Source organism: Teichococcus vastitatis (genome assembly GCF_003604215.1).
In the GTDB taxonomy this organism is placed as follows: Bacteria; Pseudomonadota; Alphaproteobacteria; order Acetobacterales; family Acetobacteraceae; genus Pseudoroseomonas; species Pseudoroseomonas vastitatis.
Genome location: NZ_QXGS01000033.1, coordinates 1 through 22,420 on the forward strand (window position 1 = coordinate 1; position 22,420 = coordinate 22,420).

General features: G+C 64.6%; 20 protein-coding genes and 4 pseudogenes. 12 read left to right on the forward strand and 12 right to left on the reverse strand.

The genetic code is table 11. The features are described 5' to 3' along the window. Nucleotides 1-337 precede the first annotated feature (337 nt). Nucleotides 338-1,234: a calcium-binding protein gene (locus D2K64_RS19495; protein WP_120010056.1), complete on the reverse strand. Its 897-nt coding sequence runs from the start codon at nucleotides 1,232-1,234 to the stop codon at nucleotides 338-340. A 572-nt stretch (nucleotides 1,235-1,806) separates the two neighbouring features. Then, nucleotides 1,807-2,553, reverse strand: coding sequence for an SDR family oxidoreductase (locus D2K64_RS19500; RefSeq protein ID WP_120010057.1), 747 nt, complete (start codon nucleotides 2,551-2,553; stop codon nucleotides 1,807-1,809). Nucleotides 2,554-2,647: 94 nt separating this feature from the next. Between D2K64_RS19500 and D2K64_RS19505 the strand changes: the two genes are divergently transcribed. Beyond that, complete coding sequence (locus D2K64_RS19505; protein ID WP_120010058.1) at nucleotides 2,648-3,565, forward strand: AraC family transcriptional regulator; 918 nt, start codon at nucleotides 2,648-2,650, stop codon at nucleotides 3,563-3,565. A 115-nt stretch (nucleotides 3,566-3,680) separates the two neighbouring features. Here the strand turns inward: D2K64_RS19505 and D2K64_RS19510 are convergent, their stop codons facing one another. Beyond that, a complete protein-coding gene (locus tag D2K64_RS19510; protein ID WP_120010059.1) occupies nucleotides 3,681-4,574 on the reverse strand; it encodes a LysR family transcriptional regulator in 894 nt (297 codons plus the stop codon). A 101-nt stretch (nucleotides 4,575-4,675) separates the two neighbouring features. On the opposite strand from D2K64_RS19510, the gene D2K64_RS19515 reads away from it, so the two are divergent. Continuing rightward, the gene (locus tag D2K64_RS19515) at nucleotides 4,676-5,545 is read left to right on the forward strand and encodes an SDR family oxidoreductase (RefSeq protein ID WP_120010060.1); all 870 of its coding nucleotides are present in this window, start codon (nucleotides 4,676-4,678) and stop codon (nucleotides 5,543-5,545) included. A gap of 40 nt (nucleotides 5,546-5,585) precedes the next feature. Next, nucleotides 5,586-6,059, forward strand: coding sequence for an SRPBCC family protein (locus D2K64_RS19520; protein ID WP_120010061.1), 474 nt, complete (start codon nucleotides 5,586-5,588; stop codon nucleotides 6,057-6,059). Nucleotides 6,060-6,464: 405 nt separating this feature from the next. Here D2K64_RS19520 and D2K64_RS19530 read toward each other — a convergent pair whose 3' ends face one another. The 6 genes and pseudogenes from D2K64_RS19530 to D2K64_RS19550 form a co-directional block, all read right to left on the reverse strand. Further along, nucleotides 6,465-7,325: a putative bifunctional diguanylate cyclase/phosphodiesterase gene (locus D2K64_RS19530; protein WP_370765151.1), complete on the reverse strand. Its 861-nt coding sequence runs from the start codon at nucleotides 7,323-7,325 to the stop codon at nucleotides 6,465-6,467. Between the two features lie 27 nt (nucleotides 7,326-7,352). Continuing rightward, a pseudogene (locus D2K64_RS26275) lies at nucleotides 7,353-7,671 on the reverse strand (diguanylate cyclase domain-containing protein); the annotation flags it as partial. Then, complete coding sequence (locus D2K64_RS19540) at nucleotides 7,599-9,260, reverse strand: PAS domain S-box protein (RefSeq protein WP_162306220.1); 1,662 nt, start codon at nucleotides 9,258-9,260, stop codon at nucleotides 7,599-7,601. The gene D2K64_RS19540 and the pseudogene D2K64_RS26275, both read right to left, overlap by 73 nt. Before the next feature lie 153 nt (nucleotides 9,261-9,413). Beyond that, nucleotides 9,414-9,551: a hypothetical protein gene (locus D2K64_RS24580; RefSeq protein ID WP_157985959.1), complete on the reverse strand. Its 138-nt coding sequence runs from the start codon at nucleotides 9,549-9,551 to the stop codon at nucleotides 9,414-9,416. Nucleotides 9,552-9,894: 343 nt separating this feature from the next. Then, entirely contained in the window at nucleotides 9,895-10,827 is a 933-nt protein-coding gene (locus D2K64_RS19545; protein WP_238384312.1) for a replication protein RepA, read from the reverse strand. A 386-nt stretch (nucleotides 10,828-11,213) separates the two neighbouring features. Continuing rightward, a complete protein-coding gene (locus tag D2K64_RS19550; protein WP_157985960.1) occupies nucleotides 11,214-11,609 on the reverse strand; it encodes a hypothetical protein in 396 nt (131 codons plus the stop codon). A gap of 208 nt (nucleotides 11,610-11,817) precedes the next feature. On the opposite strand from D2K64_RS19550, the gene parA reads away from it, so the two are divergent. Both parA and D2K64_RS24585 read left to right on the forward strand, forming a co-directional pair. Continuing rightward, on the forward strand, nucleotides 11,818-12,516 hold the full coding sequence (gene parA / locus D2K64_RS19555) for a ParA family partition ATPase (protein ID WP_120010067.1): 699 nt from the start codon (nucleotides 11,818-11,820) through the stop codon (nucleotides 12,514-12,516). Beyond that, the gene (locus D2K64_RS24585; protein ID WP_157985961.1) at nucleotides 12,513-12,833 is read left to right on the forward strand and encodes a ribbon-helix-helix domain-containing protein; all 321 of its coding nucleotides are present in this window, start codon (nucleotides 12,513-12,515) and stop codon (nucleotides 12,831-12,833) included. The genes parA and D2K64_RS24585 overlap by 4 nt, the downstream gene beginning before the upstream one ends. Before the next feature lie 851 nt (nucleotides 12,834-13,684). Here the strand turns inward: D2K64_RS24585 and D2K64_RS25620 are convergent. Further along, nucleotides 13,685-13,849: pseudogene (locus D2K64_RS25620) on the reverse strand (transposase); the annotation flags it as partial. A gap of 287 nt (nucleotides 13,850-14,136) precedes the next feature. Continuing rightward, nucleotides 14,137-14,553 carry a hypothetical protein gene (locus tag D2K64_RS19575; protein ID WP_120010070.1) on the reverse strand — a complete coding sequence of 139 codons (417 nt, stop codon included), beginning with the start codon at nucleotides 14,551-14,553 and terminating at the stop codon, nucleotides 14,137-14,139. A gap of 178 nt (nucleotides 14,554-14,731) precedes the next feature. Between D2K64_RS19575 and D2K64_RS19580 the strand changes: the two genes are divergently transcribed. Further along, nucleotides 14,732-15,916, forward strand: coding sequence for a hypothetical protein (locus tag D2K64_RS19580; protein ID WP_120010071.1), 1,185 nt, complete (start codon nucleotides 14,732-14,734; stop codon nucleotides 15,914-15,916). Nucleotides 15,917-15,985: 69 nt separating this feature from the next. On the opposite strand, the pseudogene D2K64_RS19585 reads toward D2K64_RS19580, so the two are convergent. Beyond that, nucleotides 15,986-16,752, reverse strand: a pseudogene (locus D2K64_RS19585) (IS5 family transposase). Between the two features lie 255 nt (nucleotides 16,753-17,007). On the opposite strand from D2K64_RS19585, the gene D2K64_RS19590 reads away from it, so the two are divergent. From D2K64_RS19590 to tnpB, 6 genes and pseudogenes are all read left to right on the forward strand, one after another. Continuing rightward, the gene (locus D2K64_RS19590; RefSeq protein WP_157985962.1) at nucleotides 17,008-18,351 is read left to right on the forward strand and encodes a hypothetical protein; all 1,344 of its coding nucleotides are present in this window, start codon (nucleotides 17,008-17,010) and stop codon (nucleotides 18,349-18,351) included. A gap of 71 nt (nucleotides 18,352-18,422) precedes the next feature. Continuing rightward, nucleotides 18,423-19,697: a hypothetical protein gene (locus D2K64_RS19595; RefSeq protein ID WP_157985963.1), complete on the forward strand. Its 1,275-nt coding sequence runs from the start codon at nucleotides 18,423-18,425 to the stop codon at nucleotides 19,695-19,697. Nucleotides 19,698-19,740: 43 nt separating this feature from the next. Further along, complete coding sequence (locus D2K64_RS19600) at nucleotides 19,741-21,084, forward strand: hypothetical protein (protein WP_120010074.1); 1,344 nt, start codon at nucleotides 19,741-19,743, stop codon at nucleotides 21,082-21,084. Nucleotides 21,085-21,203: 119 nt separating this feature from the next. After that, nucleotides 21,204-21,464 (forward strand): annotated as a pseudogene (locus D2K64_RS19605) (transposase); the annotation flags it as partial. 212 nt (nucleotides 21,465-21,676) lie between these two features. Beyond that, complete coding sequence (gene tnpA / locus D2K64_RS19610; protein WP_120010075.1) at nucleotides 21,677-22,063, forward strand: IS66-like element accessory protein TnpA; 387 nt, start codon at nucleotides 21,677-21,679, stop codon at nucleotides 22,061-22,063. Between the two features lie 23 nt (nucleotides 22,064-22,086). After that, nucleotides 22,087-22,416, forward strand: a complete 330-nt coding sequence (gene tnpB / locus D2K64_RS19615) for an IS66 family insertion sequence element accessory protein TnpB (RefSeq protein ID WP_238384310.1) — start codon at nucleotides 22,087-22,089, stop codon at nucleotides 22,414-22,416. Nucleotides 22,417-22,420: the final 4 nt, after the last annotated feature.

Sequence of the window (22,420 nt, forward strand, 5' to 3'; positions counted from 1 at the left end):
CTGTCGTAGTTGCGGCGACAGCGGCGGCTCAACCCGCCTGCCTGTGATGTCAGTTGCGGCCTCTGGGCGCCCGAAAACCGCCGTTCCGCTTCCGGAGAGACCCTGCCGGATCTGAGGGTTGGCGCTTCAGGCAAGGCACTACGGAAACCTCTTGCCAGCCCCTGCCCTCGGCCGACTTTCATCCGATAATCCCTGTCGAGATCCCTTATCGCTACCTGGGTGACCTTCTGACGCTAATTGGCATGAGGTTTCATCCAGTGCAGCACAGCCAAGCGCTGGGTATGGTTCGAGGCGCGGCGACCAGATCCGCGAGGAACACGGCGCCACGCCTCACGCATCAAGCGATCAAGGGATCGCCGCCGGACCAACCCTGCAGAACCAGTGTACCGTAGCTGTCCGCGACGTCCTCGCTGGCCGTGACGATCATCAGATCCGGGCCCTCCTCCTGAACCGCGAAGCGGCCAGGTCCGATCAGCGCGCCGCGAAACTCGGCGTACTGGCCGATCTCGATGTCCGGCGACGGGTAGTCCGACGAACCTGGGCGAGGACCAACCAAGTCGACTGAGCCGTCCTGACGAACCAAAGGCCCGATGCCGATCCGCTCACCGGCCTCGTAGTCCGTGATCACATTGAAGACACCGCCAATCTCGTCACCAGCCGAAACGGTGCCGTCCAGATCCTTGTAGACCAGCAGGAGGCTGCTGTTCACCGGGTTGAAGGTATCGGTGCCGGCACCTCCGGTCATGAAGGTGCCGTCATCCTCGGTGTAGAATACGCTGATGCCGAAACTGGATCCGGCCAACACGTCGTCACCGTCGCCGCCATCCAGCCTGGTGTTGAAGCCGGTCCCTGCAACGCTGTCATCCCCCGAGCCTCCGTAGGCCGCATTGTCCCGGACGCGGAACCCGTTGACCTCCAGGCTGTCCGCCCCGCTGCCGCCATGAAGGGTGTTGCCGCTGCCATAAGCAGACATTGTGTCGTTGCCACCGCCGCCATAGGCCCAGCTGTCCTCCGCGAAGCCGAGGTTGCCGAACGGCAACAGGATCGTGTCGTCTCCGGCTCCTCCAGACACCAGGTTGCGCGCCCCTCCTGCCGTGATCACGTCGTCACCGGCACCACCGAAGAGGGAGATGCCCAGACCTTCTGCGGTGATCTGGTCGTTGCCCCCGAAGCCGAAAACGAACCTCGTAGCTCCTTCGGCCGCGAGGGTGTCGGCCCGCGATGTGCCGAGCATCACCAGATCCTGGAGCCAAGCCGGTGCGTCCGCCAGCGCGGGGTAGGCTGGGGATAGGGGAAGATGAAATCGAGCCATTTTAGGCTGTCTCCTTCGCCGCCATTGTGCGCGCGCGGCACGAACTGCCACGGCACAAAATTGATGCTCCTTTGACTTATCGCCGGCAAGTCTTCCAAAAATGCAGTCTCATGCAAATGCCCGTGGGGACTCTCTCCCTCCGCTGCGTGTCTCCAGGAGCGCGACCGGTTCCGTTCTTCACGCTGAAACCTCTAAACCACCTATCAGATGTTACACACGATAAACCCGGCATCCCATGAGACTTCGAGTAAGTGCCTCAATACCTTCATGAGGCGATCCAGTGCACGGCGTGTAGCCTGCAAGGAACCTGGATTGACGGCTAAGCGCCCATAGCGGCCTTTAAACTCCCGGCTTTGGGTGCTCCGAAGCAGACGCCCGGAACCAGGATCCGACTTTGCGGCCGCGTCCGTGTCACAGGGGCTGACCGTTGCGACAAGGCATTCAGCAAAGGCCGGAGCGAGGATTCAGGTCCTGCTGCGTGAAACTACGGAAGATCAGCCTGCCTCGGACCATGCGACCGCGTCGGCACCGGCGGGGAGGCGCATGGGACAGGACGGATCGGTGGCCGCGCGCCACACTGCTTCCGCCACGTCTTGTGGGTGCGTGACCTCCTCGGTGGATTGCTGCCATCCCGCGAAGACCTGCGCGGCCAGCTCGCCATAGCCGTTGGGAATGTCCATTCCCATACGGGCGCGGGCATTGCTGCCGAACGAGGTCTCGGGGGAGCGGCCCGGCAGCACCAGGCGCGCCCGGATGTTGAACGGCGCCAGTTCCAGGGCAAGCGTTTCCGTGAAGGCGTTCACCGCGGCCTTGCTGGCGGTGTAGATCGAGAGCAGGTGCAGCGGCCGCAGCGTCACGCTCGACGTCACGTTGACGACCACTCCGGAGCGCCTTTCCCGGAGCTGCGGCAGGACCGCCCTGGTCATGGCGATGGTGCCGAGCGTGTTGGTCTCGAACACCTCGCGGACGCTGTCCATCGACACGCCCTCCAGCGCGTTGAGCAGGCCGACCCCTGCGTTGTTGACCAGAACATCGACCGGCCCGGCCGTGTCCACGGCGCGCGCGATGCTGTCCGGGTCCGTGACATCGAGCGGCAGGACCCGGAGCCGTTCGGAGCGAGGCAGGACGTCCTCGCGCGGCGTGCGCATGGTGGCGGCCACCGCCCAGCCGCGGTCCAGGAACAGCCGCGCGGTTTCAAGGCCGAAGCCGGACGAGCAGCCGGTGATCAGGATGGTGTTCATGCAAGCTCCTGTTGCGGGACACCAGGAGGGTATGGCGTGCCGTCCGGACTTTCTACGTCTGGAAGTCCAGATCGCATTGGCGTAAGTCCGGATCATGTCCGATCCGCTCGCCCAGGTCGTTGAGCTGCTCCAGCCCAATGCGTCGTTCTCCAAGCTCGTCATGGGCACGGGCCGATGGGTCGTGCACCGCTCGGTCGAAGGACGACCGTTCTACCTCGCCGTGCTCGACGGCGCCTGCCGCCTGGCGGTTCCCGGACAGGAGCCGATCACACTCGGGGCAGGAGACTTCGTCCTTGTGCCCGCGGCGCATGACTTCGCCGCGTCGAGCCTTGAGCCGCCCCCGCCCGGAACGGAGGCGCCGCCAGTCGAGGTGAGCCCTGGCGTGTTCCGCCTTGGCAGCCAGGACCAGCCGCCCGATATCCGCGCCCTTGTCGGCCACTGCGCCTTCGGCTCGGAGGACGCGCACCTGCTGGTGTCGCTCCTGCCGCGGCTCGTGCACGTCCGGGGACGAGGGCGGCTCACCACGCTGGTCGAGCTGCTGAACGACGAGACGCGCAGCGACCGGCCGGGCCGCGATGTGATCCTGGCTCGGCTGCTCGAGGTCCTGCTGATCGAGGCGCTGCGCACGACCACGGGAACCATGGCCCCGCCGGGCCTGCTGCGCGGCCTTGCCGACGATCGCCTCGCCATGGCGCTGCGGCGGATGCACGAGCAGCCGACGCGGAACTGGACGGTTGCCGAACTCGCGAGGGAAGCAGCCCTGTCGCGATCGAGCTTCTTTGAGCGGTTCCGGCGCGAGGTAGGCGTCGCGCCCATGGAGTACCTGCTGGGCTGGCGCATGGCGCTCGCGAAGGACCTGCTGCGCCGGGGCAGGGCCGGTGTGGCGGAGACCGCCGAGCGCGTGGGCTACAGTTCGGCCAGCACGTTCAGCGTGGCCTTCGCCCGCAACGTCGGCATGCCGCCGGTTCTCTACGCGAGAGCACAGCGAGCAGAGGAAGCCACCTTGAACTGAACGGGCGGCTTCAGCCGGATTCGACGGCCGTCTGGCCTGCTCCCGCGGTGAGGTCCTCCTCGGCTCGGCCGTCCATGTTGGATCGGACCTGACCCGTTAATTGCGTGGGGCGCCTTCAAGGCCCGAGGTAAGCTCCGAGCTCCTCGGGCGTGCCTTGGGGAAAGGCGTCCTTCAGGTGGTCGAGGAAGGCGGAGACGCGTGCGCTCAGCAGCCGCCGCGAAGGGTAGAGCGCCCACAGGGCGATCTCCGGGCCCTCCACGTCGCCCCAGTGGACCAGCGTTCCGGCCGCCAGATCCCGGCCCACAAGCGACACCGGGAGGCGCCCAGCACCGACACCCGCGCGGACAGCGTCGCGGACCATGAGGAGCGACGACAGGCCGAGGACGGTGTGGGTCGCGATGCGAGAGCCCCCGTCCGGCGTCACCACGTCCCAGGACGCGGTCCCGTCCCCCGCCCCCCGCACCACCGCCGGGACCGCCGTCCCGTCCAGCGGCCGGGCCAGGGAGGGGCTCGCCACGACGACGAGCCGGTCCCGCAGGAAGGCCCGCCCGACGAGGCTCTCATTCGGGTCCGGGTTGACGCGGATGACGAGGTCGTACCCCTCCTCCACCATGTCGACGGCCCGGTCCTCCGTCGTGACCTCCAGCCGGACCTCCGGGAACTTCAGCGCGAACTCCGCCGCCAGCCGGCCCATCGCGGTTTGGGAGAACAGCAGCGGCGCGCTGACCCGCAGGCGGCCACGCGGCCTGTCCACGCCGAACGCGATCGCCGCCGCCGCCTCGTCTAACTCGGTGAGCAGGGCCCCCGTCCGTTCGTAGAGCGCCCGGCCCTCCTGGGTCAGCCGGAGCGTCCGGGGGCTGCGCTCGAACAGGCGCAGGTCGAGGCTGGCCTCCAGTTCCGCCACCCGGCGAGACAAGGTCGCCTTCGGCCGACCGGCGGCACGGGCGGCGCGCCCGAACCCGCCGTGCCGGGCGACGAGGTTGAAGTCGGCGAGAGCGAGAAGGTCCATGTGTTCTGCCAGTGAGACGAAGTGTTCCAACGTAGCGTCTACTGGACCTCATGTGGATCAATCATCTTCCGGGTGTCCACCAACCCAACCGGAGTGAACCCATGACCATCCTCGTGACCGGCGCCACCGGCAATGTCGGCCGCAACGTCGTCGAACAGCTTGTGAAGCGCGGCGCCGACGTGCGCGCCCTGGTCCGCGACCCTGCCAAGGCCAGCCTTCCCGAAGGCGTCGCCGCGGTTCAAGGCGACCTGCTCGACGTGGACTCGCTGCGCTCCGCCTTCTCCGGCGTCTCGACGCTCTTCCTGCTCAATGCCGTGGTGCCCGACGAGTTCACTCAGGCACTGGTGGCGCTGAACACCGCCCGCGAGGCCGGTATCGAGCGGATCGTCTATCTCTCGGTGATCGAGGGCGACCGCTACGTGAACGTGCCGCACTTCGCGGGCAAGTTCGCGGTCGAGCGCATGATCGAGGCGACGGGGCTGAACGCCACCATCCTGCGCCCCGCCTACTTCATCGACAACGACGCAACGCTCAAGGACGTCATCACCGGCTACGGCATCTATCCGATGCCGATCGGCTCCAAGGGCCTCGCCATGGTGGACGTGCGCGACATCGGTGAGGTCGCGGCACTTGAACTGCTGCGCCGCGAGCGGGCCGCCGAGCCGCTGCCGCTCGACCGCATCAACATCGTCGGCCCCGACACGCTGACGGGCGCGGACGTGGCCGCCATCTGGTCGGACGTTCTCGGCCGCCCGATCGCCTATCCCGGCGAGGACACGGTCGGGTTTGAGGCAAACCTCCGGCAGGTCATGCCGGGCTGGATGGCCTTCGACATGCGCCTGATGGCCGAGCGCTTCGCGACGGAGGGCATGGTGCCTCAGGCGGGCGACGTGGCGCGCCTGACCGAGATGCTGGGCCGCCCGCTGCACTCCTACCGCGACTTCGCGGCCCGCATCGCGGCCTCGGCCTGAAGGCCGGACGGCACCCGTACGCGTCAGAAGGACCATCGTCATGATCTACTCGACCGCCACCATCCCGGTGAACCCGGAGGGCGAGGCGCCGCTGACCCGGGCGCAGGCCTGGGAGGGCCTCGTGCTCAAAGCCCGCGACGCCCGCCTGTTCCTCCCGCCCGGCCTCTGCACTCGTTGCGACGTCGTGGAGGAGAGCGCGACCCACATCGTGCGCGAAGCCACCATCGCGGGCGCCGCACTGCGCGAGATCATCGCCTTCGAACCGGGCAGCAAGGTCACCTTCTTCCAGGCGACCGGCCCGCGCGAGGGCGCCATCGTCAACGAGTTGTTCGAGGACGGGGCGGGCGCGCTGCAACTGCGCTTCTTCTGCTACCTCGGGCTGCGCGGGCAGGCGCCGGGCGGCCCGGAGGAACAGGCCGAACAGGCGCAGTTCGACAGCGACGCGGGCTACAAGGCCGCGCTGCTGTCCACCCTGAAGCGCACCCGCGAGTTGCTGGCCGAAAGCCGGATCTGATCTCGCAAGAAGCGGACAGCGTGGCTTCCTCCGGGAACGTCCCGCCATCCAAGGAGCCATCGATGGACAACACGAAACCCGATGACACCCCGGCCAACCGGCCGAGGGTCCTCGTGCTCGGCACGACCGGCGGCAGCGGCCGCCTGATCGACAGGCAAGCCCTCGCTCGGGGGCACGACGTTGCCGCGCTCCCGCGGTTCCCTCAGAAGGGTCTCGCCCCGAATAGCGGACCGTCCGCCTCCGGCCAAACTTTGCCGCGTTCGACGGCCAGCGCCTTTCTGGAAAGGGCCAGGAAAGCCCCTGCCCTCGCGCCTGATCATGGCTAAACTTGATGTGATAATCCGTCCATGGACTATGTGAAATGCCGCAGCGATGGTCGGCCGCAGACCAGAGAGCCAGGACATGTCAGACCTTCGAGTGTCCTGATCGATACTGCGGCCCCTCGATCAGGGTGGTCAGTTCTGCTGCAGGCAAGGGCTGGCTGTACAAGTATCCCTGGGCATCATCGCATCCAAGGCGACGAAGAGCATCAAGTTGTTCAGCTGTCTCCACGCCCTCAGCGGTGACCGAGATGCCAAGGCTCTGGCTCATGCTGACGACAGCTCGGATGATCGCTGTCGACTCTCTGCGATCGGGTAATCCGGAGACGAACGAGCGATCAATCTTGATCTTATCAAATGGAAAGCGAAGCAAGTAGCCGAGTGATGAGAACCCCGTGCCAAAGTCATCCAGAGCAATGCGCACGCCCAGTCTGCGCAGCTCCTGCAGGATTGCCAGGCTCGCCTGATCATCCTGTAGCAGGACTGATTCTGTGATCTCCAGTTCAAGTCGTCCGGGGGCCAAGCTGGCAGCCGCGAGGGTACCAGCCACCATCTGCAACAAGTCTGGACTGCGGAACTGGACCGGGGAAAGGTTAACAGCCACACGGATGAATGGAGGCCAGTGGGCTGCTTCGACGCAAGCGGTGCGGAGGGCCCACTCACCGATCCGCATGATCAACCCGGTTTCCTCAGCTGCTGGGATGAACTCGGCCGGCGAGATCGCTCCCCCGCTCGGAGGCTGCCAGCGTAACAGCGCTTCAAAGCACCTTACTTCTCCTGTCTGGATCCTGACCAACGGCTGAAAGTGCAAATCCAACTCACCGCGGTCGAGGGCCGTACGCAGGCCCGCCCTCAATTCTTGTCTGCGCCGAACTTGCTCATCCAGTGCGGGCTCGAAGAAGCGAAAGGTAGCACGCCCGTCTGCCTTGGCTTGATAGAGAGCCATATCTGCTTTTCTGACGGTATCTTCCGGAGCAGCCTTCTCGTCGGAAACCAGAGCGATGCCGATGCTCGCACCTACGACTGCCTGCTTCTGCTCGATCTGATAATCCTGCCCCAGGATCTCACAGGCTGCCTTCGGGAACACAGCGGCGGAGCCGCTCGGCTGCCTGACGCAACAGCGCATCACCCGCAACATGTCCGAGTGTGTCATTGACGCCCTTGAAGTGGTCAAGATCGATGCAGTGGAGTGCCAGATGCTCACCGGGACGGCGGGTCGTTAGCGCTTGCTCCAACTGTCGACCGAACAGGTGGCGATTGGCCAGATCTGTGAGCGGATCGTGGTACGCCATGTAAGAGACCTGCTGCTCGGCCAGCTTGCGCTCGTGGATGTCTTCATCCGTACCGTACCAGCGGAGTGCCCCGCCTCATCACGGCGCGGAGCCGCACGCGAGCGAAACCATCGATAGCTTCCATCCCTGAGGCGAATGCGACTTTCCACATCCAGCTGTTCGCCAGAGGTCATGGAACGGGTCCAGCACGCCTCCATGCGGGCCACATCCTCTGGATGGATGGCACCCAGCCATCCCATCCCCAGTGTTCCACCTGGTGTGGGACCAACAAGGTTGCCCCACCGTGGGCTGATGGTGATGATCTGTCCTTGAGCATCGGCAATCCAGGGGATCTGGGGGCTCAACTCGACGGTATAGCGGTAATGCTCCTCACTTTCGCGCAGCGCTGCCTCGGCGAGCTTCCGTTCATGAACGTCTTCCAAGGTCCCGTACCAGCGGAGAATACGCCCTTGCGCATCGCGGCGCGGCGCCGCCCGTGAGCGGACCCAGTGGTAGCTGCCATCTGCGTGCCGGAAGCGGAACTCCATATCCAACAGCGCACCACTGTGCGTGGCTTCTGCCCAGGTCGTCTCCACACCACGCCGGTCCTCAGGGTGGACGAGGTTCAGCCAACCCTGGGCGGCCAAGCTTCCTATGGGTACTCCAAGAACGGCGGCGCCGCGCGGGCTAACCTCGACGATTTGGCCATCGGGCTCCGCGGTCCAGGGAATATGCGGACTGAGTTCGATCGCGTGCCGGTAATGATCCTCGCTCTCTGCCAGCGCCGCTTCGGTTTGCTTGCGCTCGGTGATATCCTTGACAATGGCAACCATATATTGGGGGCGGCCGGCTGGGTCGCGCGTTGCGGAGACGTAGTTATTGACCCATACGACCGTGCCATCTGGCCGGACGTAGCGCTTCTCCAGCGAGAAGGGTTCGCCTGTTTTGGCGAGGCGCGCGAAGAGAGCGATGTTGGCCGGCTCATCCTCGGGATGGGTGATATCCTGCATCCGCTTACTCAGGAGAGCATCTCGATCCTGGCCAACAATGATGCAGTAACAGTCGTTGACGAGCAGAAAACGCCCTTGCAGATCTGTTTGGGCAATACCCACGGCCGCTTGCCCGATGAGGTTGGACAGCCGCTCCCGGTGTTCCCAGAGTGCCTCCTCGGCCCGTCTGCGGTCGGTGATGTCGAGGGCCGAACACAGCACTCCGACGACGCTTCCGGTTTTATCACGCGCTGGTTCCAGAGACGCCAGATAGACCCGGCCCTCGCCGACCGCACTGAACTGGGTGCCTTTCAGTTCGAGATCGAAGACCTGCTCGCCGCGCAGCGCCCGCCGCAGAGGCGGCTCGAGTTGGCCCGCAACACCCGGCATGACCTCGGTGGGCGTACGACCGATATCTGCCGCTGCAGATCGCCCCGTCATCTCTGCCATCCGGCGATTGATGCTGACGAAGCGCAGATCACGATCGAGCAGACAAAGACCAACTGGTACGACGTCGTAAAAGGCATCCAGAGCAGCAGGCGACTGGTTGTCGTCTCTGACAGCAGGATCGGCGCTCCCGCTCCTCACAAACCGCGACGTCATAGCAGTCAGCAAAAGCATTGGACGCCTTTTGCGTATGAATTCAGAATCCGAGACATACCGACCTAGGATCATGTTAGACAACCTGAGATTGCGGTATTCGAAACCAGCAGCCTGTCTTTACTCTTGGCTTCTCCTTTGATGTTGCATCTTCTATCCGATAATCGCCTCATCTCATGTGGTTTGGGTGAGATGCCTCAACTCCGGCTCATTGGAACGCACCACCAACTCCAACCCGTCTCCGTTGATGATGTAGGTGGCGAGCCAGCGCACGATATTGGCTTTGCGGGGCTGGCCGTTCTCCCGACTCATGCCGCCCCTTTTTTCTACTAAAGCCCCTTTTCCGGTTCCGCAGGGGCGAACTTAATCCCCAACCAGCGTCAGCCCAGCTACAGGAAGAATAGAGGTTTATAGATAATAGGTTTGTGTCACCGATTACACGCGGGCTTTGTCATCGATTACACGCGAGAACCGTCACCGATTGCCTGTGGATATCGGCGGCTATCCACCAGCCTTCTCTGTCACCGATTGCACGCGGCTAGCTTGCCCGTATGCCAAGGCCACGCTTCTTGCGTCACCGATTGCACGTGGATAGGCGTATCTCTCCGGGGCTGCTCCGGCTGAGCGTCACCGATTGCACGCGGCCTGATGCCTCTCAGATAAAGTCCGGGCTGGAGGTGTCACCGATTGCACGTGGCACCGACACCAGCAGCTTCTTCACCGGCGGCTGCGAATGGGTCAGGGTCATGCCCCCGCCGTCTGTCTCTAGCCGTGCCTCGGGGTAAACCGCCTTTACCTCGGCCAACTGGCGCAGGAAGAAGGCCCGGAATTGCCTAATCTGAGCATATCCCAGCCCGAACTGCTCATGCAGGGCCGTCCACGGCACGAACTGCGGCTTGCCTTCGGGGATGCGGTGGAGCCGCTGGGCGAGCCAGCAATACACGTCCAGTGCCACGGCGGAGTCCCTGAGCGCCGATATCGCCCGCTCATCGAGCGGCACGGCATGGCGGGTCAGGCTGTCGTAATAGTCGAGCGAGAGCTTCAGGGTGGACGGCCATAGCACCCGCTGGCTCTGATCCTTGTCGAACCAGAGATTGAAGGCTCCAACCACCTTCGTATCGACCTGCAGGGCATGGTCGCCGTTGACGATGCCCATTCGAAAGGTAGCAGCGGCCAAGGCGGAGAGCTGGGCTTTCAGCATGCGGACCTGGCGGCCATCCTGCGTCTTGCCCATCAGCCGCCGGAAAAAGGCGGTCATGCTGTCCTCAACCGGGATGATGGGCGACTGACGCCGCACCGCTTCCCCGTTCAGGTGCATCAGCAGGAGCCGCGCTTTCGGGCCATAGGGCAGCGGTAGCTGCGTGTAGCGGCTCGTCTTAGGGTCCAGCACCTCGCCCGCCTGTACCAGCAGCGTGGCGCGTCCCTGACGCTTCTCCCAGCGCAGCACGCCTTCTGGCGGCTTCGCGGCAGGCAGAGAGGTCTGGCACAGGATGGAATGTTGATAGGCGATATCGTCCGGCTCACCCTCGCGGATGTCGGTAGCGGCCTCGATCAACCGCCTCTGGAGCGGGCTAAGGCCGTCCGTCATCTTCAGCACCCCTCTTTATGCTCATTTCCGCCTATAAGGCTGCGTGGGGAGCGCCCTCGCCGAATCGTCATGGCACAGGCGCAGCAGTGGCTGCACAGTGGGGTAGAGCGAGTTGGCTAAGCAAGCGCCGGAGCGAGGTAAAGACGGCGAAAGCACCAAACAGGCGGAATCTGCGCCTGGTTACCTCGAGTTACCCCTCGCTGCGCAGGTGGCAAAGCAGGGTTGCCGCCTCAGGTCGTGACGCGCCTCTGCTGATGGGGCCGGTTGATCGGCTCGGGGACGGCGGGTGCCGCTCTTGTTGGAGCTGCGGGTTTATGCGGGCGCAGCTCGGCTGCTGAGCCAAGCGAGGCGGGCAACGTTGTATGCCAGATTGGCCATGCCGATCTTCACCTGCGGCCGGGCCAGACCGATGGTGCGCCCCGGATCGTCGCCGCTCCAATAGCCTTCCTCGCCTCTACCGACCGCTTCACCAGCCCATCCGCTTCCGCCTCGCTCACGCCGATAGCCGCCGCGATCTGGCGGGTTATTTCCTCATCCCTTGCCACCTCTGCCTGTCCTCTGGCGATCATCGCTGCGTCCCAGTCTGCCTCATAGAGCGTCAGCATCTCGACCGACTGGAAGAGCATATAGGCCCAATGCTCCAGCAGGTGTTCCATGCTGCCGAACCGTAGCTGCTCAATCCGCAGGCTCCGGTCGCGCAGCAGGCAATGGGGAGCCGTCACCCCTAAATAGGGCCGTGATCCGGTCGGCCATTGGTTCAGATTGCTCAGGTAGCTGATCACGTCCGTAGCGCCCCCTCACCGTATGGCTCTGATAGGCAAGTATTTTCCATGCAAGTACGTCATTATCCTACTAGTGTACTAGTTAGATTTCGCACGACGACACTAGCTAACAAACGGGATAGTGCGATAGAGAACCATTTGGGGGGTGCCTCTGGTTGGCTGATGGTTCAGTGAGCCCTGGCACTAGGACACTAGGGAGAGAGCCAACATGCGCACTATCGCACTCATCAGCCAGAAAGGCGGCGTGGGCAAAACCACGCTGGCGATCCATCTTGCCACCGCCTTTGAGACGGCGGGCCGTCAGACGCTGCTGGTTGATCTTGACCCCCAGACCTCAGCCGCTGAATGGAAGGACGCGCGCCAGGCCGAACAGCCCTATGTGATGGCCGTGCCGCCGTCCCGGCTCGGAAAGACGCTGGAAGCCGCCAAGGAGCATGGAGCGGAACTGGTGGTGTTGGACACCGCCCCGCACAGCGAGGGAACTGCACTGGATGCGGCCCGTGCGGCTGATTTGATCTTGGTGCCATGTCAGCCCTCGATCATGGATTTGCGGGCGATGCGGAAAACCGCCGATCTGCTGAACTACCTGAAGAAGCCGACCTTTGCCGTGCTCAACGAGGTGGCACCGCAGGGCACTGTGGCCGATGAAGCCGCCAAGGCGATCACCGCGCAATTCGGTATGACTGTCTGCCCGATCCGTCTGGGCCAGCGGGTTGCCTTCAACCGCTGCCTGCTCGCCGGACAGACGGCGCAGGAATACGAGCCGGGAGGCAAGGCCGCACAAGAGATTAATTCCTTGATGCAGTGGGTAAGCGCACAGGTGGGAATGCATACTAGTGCACTAGTGGGCAATCCTGACAGTGCGAAAGGGCGCAAGAAAGCTAGTGCGAAGGCAGAAGCGGCATGAGCAAAAAGCCTGTAGATTTCATGGCCGCGATGCGGAGCCATGAGGACAGGGAAGGGGTGCAGCGTCATCCCAAGCCTGCCGCCGTTCCGTCACCCGCTCCGGCGGAAGCGGCACCGCCCGCCGCATCTGCTGGCCGTATCGTCCAGCGCTCGCGGATCGGCAAGGTGTCCATCGGCGTCTGGGTTGATCCGGCTGTGAGGAAGCAGCTTGCCCAGCTCGCACTGGATACCGACAAGGATCAGGCTGACCTGATATCCGAGGGGCTAAACCTGTTGTTTGAGCGTTACGGCAAGCCACCTATCGCACGAGTGAGCTAGCCCACTAGGGAGATAGTAGACCACGCCCACGAATAGTTCCCGCCTCTGCTATGGCTGTCTGCATGGCAGCCAACTACGGCAGACCGAAGCCGATTGATCCTCTCTGATATCGCTTCGGGTACATCTGAAGGCGTGGTGCCCCTGCGGCCGGACGATACGCGAGGAACTGCGGCACTTCGCCGCCAGCCGCGGACTGTCTGCCACGCTGCGGCTGCGTCAGGTGACGGAGCGCCTGCGCTGCTCAGGCTGTGGCCAGCAGCCTTCTGTGGTACATGTGAAGCGCTGAAGGGCAGGCGAGTTACCCGCAGGAACCGCCATTACAAGAGCCACCGCTGCGGCCATCTGCCGAGCCTCCGCCACTCTCACCGCCCACATAGCCGACGACGGTCCCGGTCTCGCTCCGTCGCTTCACCCGCTCATCGAGGGCGGAGGCGGTCAGGCATGCCAACCAAGTGATGAACGCGGTCAGTATCAGGAGCAGCGGCAGGCTACCGATCACGTCAACCTCCATCGTAAGGGGGTTCAGCGCATCCTGATTCGTACCTGGAACCTGTAGCCCGCGCATTCCAGCCCCTGTGACCTGCGCCATCAGGGTAACCACGCCGGACATTCAGCATGGGCACGAGAACATCAGATTATCGTAAGCTAGAGCATTGATCTCAGGTGTAAAGGCAGGCTACGCTAACTTACGGTAAGCGCGGTTTATCGGATAGAATTATTGGCCGACCCAATCCGTCTCGTCTCGGCCCCCAACCTGCTCACTAGAGCACCGCTCTGGCGCGGGATCCACGACCAGAGTTTCGTGGGGACGCGCCGGAGGTGCACCGGCTTCGCCGCTGACCGGAGCGGTCCGGCGCATCAATCTGCCGCTCTCGGCTCCGGCTGATCCACCGAACCAGCGTCGACAGGCCGATGCCGAGATCCGCAGCGATCTCGCGCTGGCTCCGCTCGCTTGTCCGGACCAGCCGGACCCCCTCGCCCTCGAAGTCCTTCGTGAACCGCCTCTGCTGCTTCATGGAACTCCATTTGCCTCATCAGGAACCCTCCACTTTTCCAAAGCAAGTCCAGGGAACCGCGCCTGTAGATCGGACACGTCAGCCGGGAGGGTCTAGGGCGACTTCGTGGAAGTCAGGCGTGTGCGTGTGCTCTGGCTCCTCGCAGCAAGGCGACTATGCGTGGCCGCCGGACCAGAGTTGGGGAGCAGACCAATGCTGCCACCAGACTACATAACCGGCGGACCGCTACTACCGGGACAGGTCAACATCATCGCGGATCTCGAGACATCGGATCCGCAAGCCGGTGATCAGCCGGTGCTGTCCAGGGCCGCCTTCCTGGCCGCTATCCTCTTGGCTGAGTGCCTCTGCAGTGCGCGGCTGATCTGCTTGGTTGACCAGTGCCCCCCGCGCGGCGCCGGGATGCCTCGCTCGTTCAGGTCTGCCGCGACCCGGGTACGCAGGTTCCCCCAGGAAGCGAAGTGGGGGTAGCCGAGCAGATCCAGGTCGGTGGTGTGGGCGCGGTGCCTGCGCTGGAGATAGGCGACGATCTCCTCCACCACCCTGTCATCCATCTCGGCCGCTGACAGGGACCGTGCCGCATTGGCCTTCCCGGTCCGGCCGGATAGTCGTTCGCGCAGTTCGGCCACTTCGGCCTCGAGCCAGTCCATCCGCGCCCGCAGTTTCCCGATCTCCGCTTCCAACCCGCTCTCGCGACCAACCGCCATGCGCACCTCCAACCGGCGGCGGCACCTTAGGACATTTCGTCGAACTGTCTATCTCAGCCTATACTTCGCCGTTGTGTGGCGATCGGCCGCTGCGGATACTCTGCCCCGAACCACTGCACGCCTTTCCCAGAGGTGAGGGGGCGGAACCCCGCTGCGCCCGAAGGAGGATCCCCAGCTCATGTCGTCACCGACCCCGTTTCCCGACGCTTCTCTGTCCTCCTTTGCCTCGCTCATTGCCCGCGACGGCACAGCCGCGATCCGCACTCCTGCGACGCTGGTTGGCGCCTCCGGCCGGGACCGGGTCTTCTACATCCCCTTCGAGTACGTCGAGCGCCGCGCTAGGCTTGTTCTGGTCGGCATCACGCCTGGCCCCGAGCAGCTCAAGCTCGCCTATGGAAAGGCGCAGACGCTGCTCCGCGCGGGCTTGCCGCAGGACGAGGTGCTGCGCTTGGTGAAGCCGCATGGCGCCTTTGGCGGCCCCATGCGCGCAGGCCTGGAGCGGATGCTCCGCCACTTCGGCTTCGCGTCTCTGCTGGGTGTGGCAGATGAGGGAGATCTCTGGGAAGGCTCGCCGCACATTCTGCACTCGACCTCCGTGGTGCCTCACGCGGCCTTCCGCGGCGAGGAAATGTTCAACGGCTCCTTCGACGAAGTGATGCGCTCTCCGGCACTGCGCGCCTGCTTCGAGCAACACTTCCTTCCTGAAGTGGCGCAGGTGCCGGAGGAAGCGGTGTTCGTAGCCCTCGGCCCGACGCCGCTCGATGCGCTGGACCACGCCGCGGCGCGCGGTTTGGTGGCGCCGGAGCGCATCCTCGGCGCCCTGGCGCACCCGTCCAAGAGCGGCGGCAGCCAAGTGGACGCCTATCTCGGACTGCGCGATCCCGAGACGCTGAAGGCCCGCGACCCAGTACGCCTCCGCGTGCCCCGTCTGCGCGCCCAGGCCGAGCGGATGCGGTTGGCGGTCGCCAAGCTCCGCGGCGAGGTGGTCGCCCCCATCGTGCTGCCACCGCCGCCTGCCGTGGTTGCCGCCCCACCCCTGGTGAGAGCGACTGCCGCCCCACGCGCGCCGCGCCCGGCGCCCAAGCCAGCGGCAAAGCTTTCAGCCACCGGCGGCGGCTCCAATGATCGGCTGCACGCCTTCGTACAGCGCGGCAAGAACAAGGGGCTGAAGCTCACGCCGCATGTGCATGAGGACGGCTGCTACGTGGTCAGCCCGACCCGCTACGAGGAGGACTACATCCGCGTGCCCGCCGACCAGCCTCTTGAACGATATTTGCAGCAGGGCCTACGGTTGCGCATGAGCGCGCCTATCCACGGCAACAGCCTGATCGTGCCGACATCCATCTTCGGCCGGAAGGAGTAGGCCGGCGGGAAGCACGGTTCCCCGATTTGCCGAATGGCGTTCGACCTGCGTGTTGCCTACGGCTAAGACTCATAAGAAGTAGCTGACGATGGCGGCGAGTTGGACAGCGGCCAGGAAGTTGGTGGCCAGCTTGTCGTATCGCGTGGCGATGCGGCGGTCCGAGGCAGTGCCTCGTACCTTTCAGTCGGCAGCACATGCGCTCGATGGCGTTGCGGCCTCGATAAAGGAACGGGCTGAAGCAGCATTTCCAGAGCCGGTTCCACTTTAGGGAATGTTTGGCACGGCACCTTGGTTTTGGATCTGCTGACGGACGACGTTGGTGTCATAGGCATGATCGGCCATGACCAGGCTGCCGGACGGCAGGTTCCGCAACTGCTCTTCGGCAGCGTAGCAATCTGCCCCTGACCCGGCGTTAGTGCAAAGGCGATCCGTCGCCCCAGGCTATCACTCAGCGCATGAATCTTGGTGGTGCGGCCGCCCCGGCTGATGCCGAGCGCCTTCATCTTCTGCCCCTTTGCCGCGGGTGGCGCAGCGATGGGCCTTCACGTGGGTGCTGTCGAGCAGCAGTTCAGCGGGCGGGCCGCTTGCGCTGGCCAGGGCCTGGAAGAGCCTAGCCCGGACCCCTTGCCAGCCTATTCCACAAAGCGGTTGTACAGCGTCTTGCGCGGACCGTAGCTGGCAGGCGCATCAACCCAGCGCCCACCTGATCGCAGCACATGGACGATGCCGCTAATCACCCGCCGATCGTCAACGCGAGGAACACCACGCGGCTTGTTCGGCAGGAGCGGTGCCAAACGCTGCCACTGCCGATCTGTCAGCCAGAACTCACCGCTCATTCTTCACCCGCTCATAACCACAAGCTGAGGTGAATCACTTAGAGCTCTACCGCCCAATCATCCTTATGGGTCCTGATCCTAGTTGGCAGATCGTCAGCACTTGGATTGCCATTCCTGTGTTTTTAAAATCCGACATCCGTGATGATCCTCAAAAATTCTCGATTCGAACATGGAATTTTTGGCTATCGAGTTGCTAATTAACAGTCCCCATGGCTCAGTATCTGTGCTGCTGCCAACTTAATGGAACGATAGCCGATGCGGACTCATCAGCGCCTATTTGGGCGGCGAAATTGCCTCGCGTTAATCGGCACCGCCGCCCTTATCGGATCAGGGCCAAGCCGGGCGCAGGATGTGACGGTGCAGCGCGCTTCAGCACCTAGAAATATTGAGGAGCGATGGCGTGACTGGCTGCAGTCCGAAGGGCGCAGCGAGGGCGAGAACCGGCTCCCGGATGGTAGCACCACAGTGCTGGCCCGAGCTGTCGTCGAGATTCAGGCAGCGCCCGGCGCCGCCAACTGGGTGGCGGTCCGTACGGCCGCCTTCGAATCCGCAGACCTCCTAGCCCGCGGTGAGCTCGGCAGGTACGTCGGCACGCTCATCTCCTCCAACCGCGAATATACGATGGGCGCTCAGGGTGGTGAAGAAGCGCCACCCGCCATCATCCAGGCGCGGTCGGCGCTCTCGAATGCGGAGCGTCTGCGCACGCTCACTGGCCTCACGCTCGATGAAGCCATCCGCCAATTTGATCCACAATGGGATGGTACCGGCAGGACAGAGGCTGACCGCCAGGCGGTCGCGAACCGCATCGCCACGGATTTCCGGCAGCGCCTGGGCTCCCGCGCTTCCGTGCTGGCGACCGGTGCGATGACGCCAGTGCAGTTTGAGGGTCTGAACGGGGATGGCAAGATGGCGGTTTTGGTGGGCGTCGTCTGGTCCGACCGCCTGCAACGCCTCGCTGAAGGGCTCTGGAGCCCGACCCTGGAGGGGGCAGGCGGACCGCCGGGCCAGTCGCTGCAAGACCGCATCGAGGCTGAGAACCGTCGCGACCCAGCCTGGATGAGTGCCACGAACGGCGTGCGGATCTGGCGCGATGAGCGAGGGGAAAAGGTGCTGGTGGCCTTCGGGGCCGCGCCGGCGACCCAGCTTTCCTCCATGGACAGGAGCCGTGCCAGGCTCGGTGCCCTTGCAGCACTTCAGCGCTTCGTTGCCGAGCAGGTCGAGGCGGCGGATGGGGAGAATACTGCCCTGTCCTTTCGTGGATCCACTACTAACGATGGTCAGGCATTCGACAACTCCGCCTATCAGAACCGCATCAGAGCGCGGGCGAATGACATCACCATCAGCGGGGCCACGATCACGCATGAGTGGCGCGGCGTGCATCCGATCGGCCGCGCCAACATGCAGGTGGTGATGCTCGCCTGGTCACCCTCTAGCGATGCTGCGGCTCGGCGCGTGGGCGGTGCCATGTCATCCGCCGGCGAGCGCATGCGCCGGCAAGGTGCTGCGCCCGAGCCAGAGGCCGGTACGGCGCGCAACGCCGCATCGCCTTCCGCCGTGCCGACGCGATCCGGCGCCTCCACGGATCCGGGAGACTTTTAGAAATGGTGGGCGCATCCACGCGGATGGGCCGGGCCGCATCAGTGGGCGGCGCACTTGCGGCTTGGCTCGCCATGGCACCACTGCTTGGCCCCGCCGCGGCCCAGGGTGGTCCGAGCGGCACGGTACCGATTCCAGCGCCCGCTGGTGGGCTGCCGATCCAGCAGCGCGATGCCGTCCAACGCCGCAGCGTCGAAGCGGACGGCATCGGCCGCACCGAGGCGGACGCCCGCTCAGCCGCGGTCGGCGCTGCACTTGAGGAGGTGGTCGGCGCCTACCTGCAGTCCAGCCGCCAGCTGGAGCTACGCCAACAGGGCAGCGAGGTTAGCGAGACCTTCAATGAGCGCATCGTCGCGCAGTCCAACGGCTTCGTAGAGCGAGTCGCAACGCTGCGGAGCTGGCACGACGGGGACAATGTGCGCGTTCGCATTCGGGCTGATGTCGTGGTGAACCGCCTCGTGGAAGCTATGCGGGAGGCACGGATGCCACTCATCGCGCTCGACCAAGCAAGCCTCGTGGCGACGCTGCAGACGCAGACCGCCCGTGACGACGGCGCGCGGCAACTGCTCGCGCAGTATCTCCGCGACTTACCGGACAATGTCGCAGCCCGGCTTGAGGGTATGTCTACCTCCATTATGCCGGCAGACCCGAACACCGTCTCGATCACGGGCTCCATCGTCTTCGCCATTTCGCCGCATTACGTCGAGCGCGGTCGCGCCTTGATGCGCGAGGTCGCGCAGGAATGGCGTGACCCGGGTCGGCAAGATGCGCTCGTCCTCTGCGACGCGCCGGCCGCCACCAACCTCGATCACGTCAGGGATCCGCACCGCAACCTGCGATGCGCCGGAGTCGGTCTTTCGCGTGAGCTTGCTGCGGGACTCCTGCTCGAGGACCGCGACGCCTTCCTAATCGGCGAGGGCCTCTATGCGCTCGCTGATCCGCGTAGCCGCGCCCGCATGGGGGGAGGCAGCTACTCCGCGGGCATGCAAATATTGCTGCAAGTCGTGGATGCGGAAGGCAGGCTGATTATGGAAGGAGGGAGCCGCCTTTCGACCGATTGCGGCCGCCTTCCCTTCATGACGCAGGCAGGGACGTTGAATGCCTTCCTCAACGGCGGCCATCGGCGCCAACAGGGTGGCCGCGTCGCGGCCGAGATGACGCTTGCGGTCCTCGGGACCAGCGAATCGCCGAAGGCGGCCGCGGTTCCGGCCACCTGCGTCAGCAGTGGAGCCCGCATTCTCGGCAATCCCCGCTTAGGAGAGGTCCGACGGGCCTTTGTGGCCCTGCTGCCGCGCAGGGCGCTCGAGCAGGGCGCCGGCTTGCGAATCTCATTGGCGTGGACGCCCTGACCCCAGCGGCCCTTGCCCCTCCTCCCCATTCTCGGAGAGTTTTATGGCGATTTCCTGGCTAGGCACTGCGTACCGCTGCCGCCTTGCAGCCTTCCTCGCTGGCGCAGCCGTGTGGGGTGCCACCTTGGCGCCGCAAGGCGCACTGGCCCAGAGTGGCGGGCAGACGACGGTGGTCGTACCTTCGCTCGGCGGACAGCATGCGGATCCGCGGCGCCGCACCTTGGAGGCGGAAGGGAGCGGCCCGACTGCCGAAGCGGCGCGCGCCGCCGCCGTCCAGGCGGCGCTGGAAGAGGCTGCCGGCGTCTATATCCAATCCGACAGACGGCTCGAGCTCACGACCGACGGCACGGCTGTCCGCTCCATCTTCCACGACCGGGTAGTGGCGCAGTCCAACGGCTTCGTCGAGCGCGTGATTACCCTACGCAGCTGGCACCAGGCTGGCGAGGAGCGCGTGCGCATCCGGGCGGAGGTGGTGGTAAACCGTCTCATCGAGGCGATGCGCGAGGCTCGGATGCCGCTCATTCCGATTGACCCAGACAGCATTGCGGCAAGCCTGCGAACCCAGACAACGCGCGACGAGTCCGGACGGGAACTCCTTGCGCAGTATCTTGCCGAGCTGATTACCAACGTCGAGATTAGGCTCGACAACTTGCAAATTGCGCCGCTGCCCTCCGATCCAAATATGGTGCTGATCACCGCCCAGGCCGCCTTCGGCGTGAAGCCCGACTATGTGCAGCGGGGTCTGCGCCTCATGCAGGAGGTTGCGGGCGAGGTGGAAGTCACGGGCTCTCAGAACGTCAACCTTGCGCTGTGTAGCCTGCAGGCCAGGAGCGGGAGCTTCGATTTCGGCCCTTATGGGCCCGGAATACGGTCGATGTCCTGCCGCGGTTTCGCGATTTCGGAGGTGACGGCGGCACAGCTTGAGACGCCAAACCGCGACTGGGCACTAGTCGGCTTGGGCTTCTACGACGTCGTAGGGACGCAGATGCGCAGCCGGCTCAACGGCGTAGAATTAGGCGCTGGCCCCTTTCTCGTCCTCGACGTGCTCGACCAAGCGGGCACGGCCACATCGCATGTTTCGACGCGGCTCTCGACTGATTGCAACCGGCCCTTCTCGACGATGAGCGGGTACGACACGAACAGCTACATACGGGAGCGCCATGCCTATGAGGTCCGCCGTGGCCAGCCGGTGACGGTGCAGGCTCTGCTCCCGCTTGAGCCTCTCAGCAAATCAGCACCGCTGCCTCACACCTGCAGCTGGAATAGGGCTCGCGTGCTCGGAAACGCACGAGCTCCGGAAATGCGCCGCGCCTTCCTGGCCATTGTCCCGAGATTGGCAGTGGAGCAGGCGTCAAACTTGCGAGTGTCTCTGTCCTGGGAGCCATAATGGATCCAGGAGGCAGGCTAAACCTGACTTTAACTGACCTTGACCTTAAACCTGGAAACTGGTCCGCCTATTCTGAGAGTTTTCCGGCAGGATTGTTGACCTGAACGGAGGCTGGGCTGATGCGGAAGAGCCACTCCACGGAAGAGCAGATTGCCTTCGCGTTGAAGCAGGCGGAGTTGGGTACGGCGGTGGCCGGGGTCTGCCGCAAGATGGGCGTGTCAGAGGCCACCTTCTTCCGCTGGAAACAGAAATACGCCGGTCTGGGTCCCTCGGAGTTGCGGCAGCTGCGGCAGCTCCAGGAAGAGAACATCAAGCTGAAACGCCTTGTGGCCGACCTCAGCCTGGACAAGGCCATGCTGCAGGAGGTGCTGGCAAAAAAGCCCTGACGCCTGGCCGCCGGCGCGTGTAGACGCCGGTTGAATACTGGTTCTCCCGCATTTCCCGTGCTGCTGGCTGGCAGGCACAGCGCCTGGGACGCAGATGAGGCGCCGTCGCCTCACTTGTGAGGTAAGCGCGGCCTGAACACCCTTCTTCCCAATCGTGCCGGTGCTGTGGTGCCTCGCCTTCAGGTGGGGAGCTTCGAGCCGACATTATGGTCGACGTTAATGACGACGCGGGTGGCCGCGGATATCGCCGGGTAGAGGTGCTGACGGGCCCTGGACGCCGTCGCCGGTGGTCGGAGGAGGCCAAGGCGCAGATCGTCGCGGAGACGCTCGCACCCGGCGCCGTCATCGCCGAGGTGGCGCGTCGCTGGCAGGTCTGCTCACAGCAGGTGTTCACCTGGCGGCGGGAGATGCGGCACAGTGTGGCGCCCTCGTTCGTGCCGATCGTGGCGGAGCCCGGTATGGCGCCGCAGGAGTCCACTCCATCGCCCTGCATCGAGATCCAGGTGGCTGGGACGCTGGTGCGGGTAGCACCAGGCACCGATCCGGTCCTGTTGGTGATGGTGCTCCGCGCGCTGCGGGCTTCGGCAGCGTGATCACGCTGCCAGCCGGTGCGCGCGTGCTGCTGGCCAGCCGACCGGTGGATTTCCGCAAGGGCGCGCATGCCTTGGCGGCTCTGGCGGCCGAGGTGTTGAGCGCCGATCCATTCTCGGGAGCGGTGCTGGTGTTCCGGGCCAAGCGCGCCGACCGGATCAAGATCGTGCTCTGGGACGGCAGTGGCCTGGTGCTGATCAGCAAGCAGTTGGAGGGCGGTCCGTTCCGTTGGCCGCCCATTGTCGACGGCGCGGTGCGGCTGACGCCGGTGGAGTTTGCCGCGCTGTTCGACGGCATCGACTGGACGCGGGTGCAGAGCACGAAACGGATTCCTACGCCGAGCGTGCCTGCATAGACTC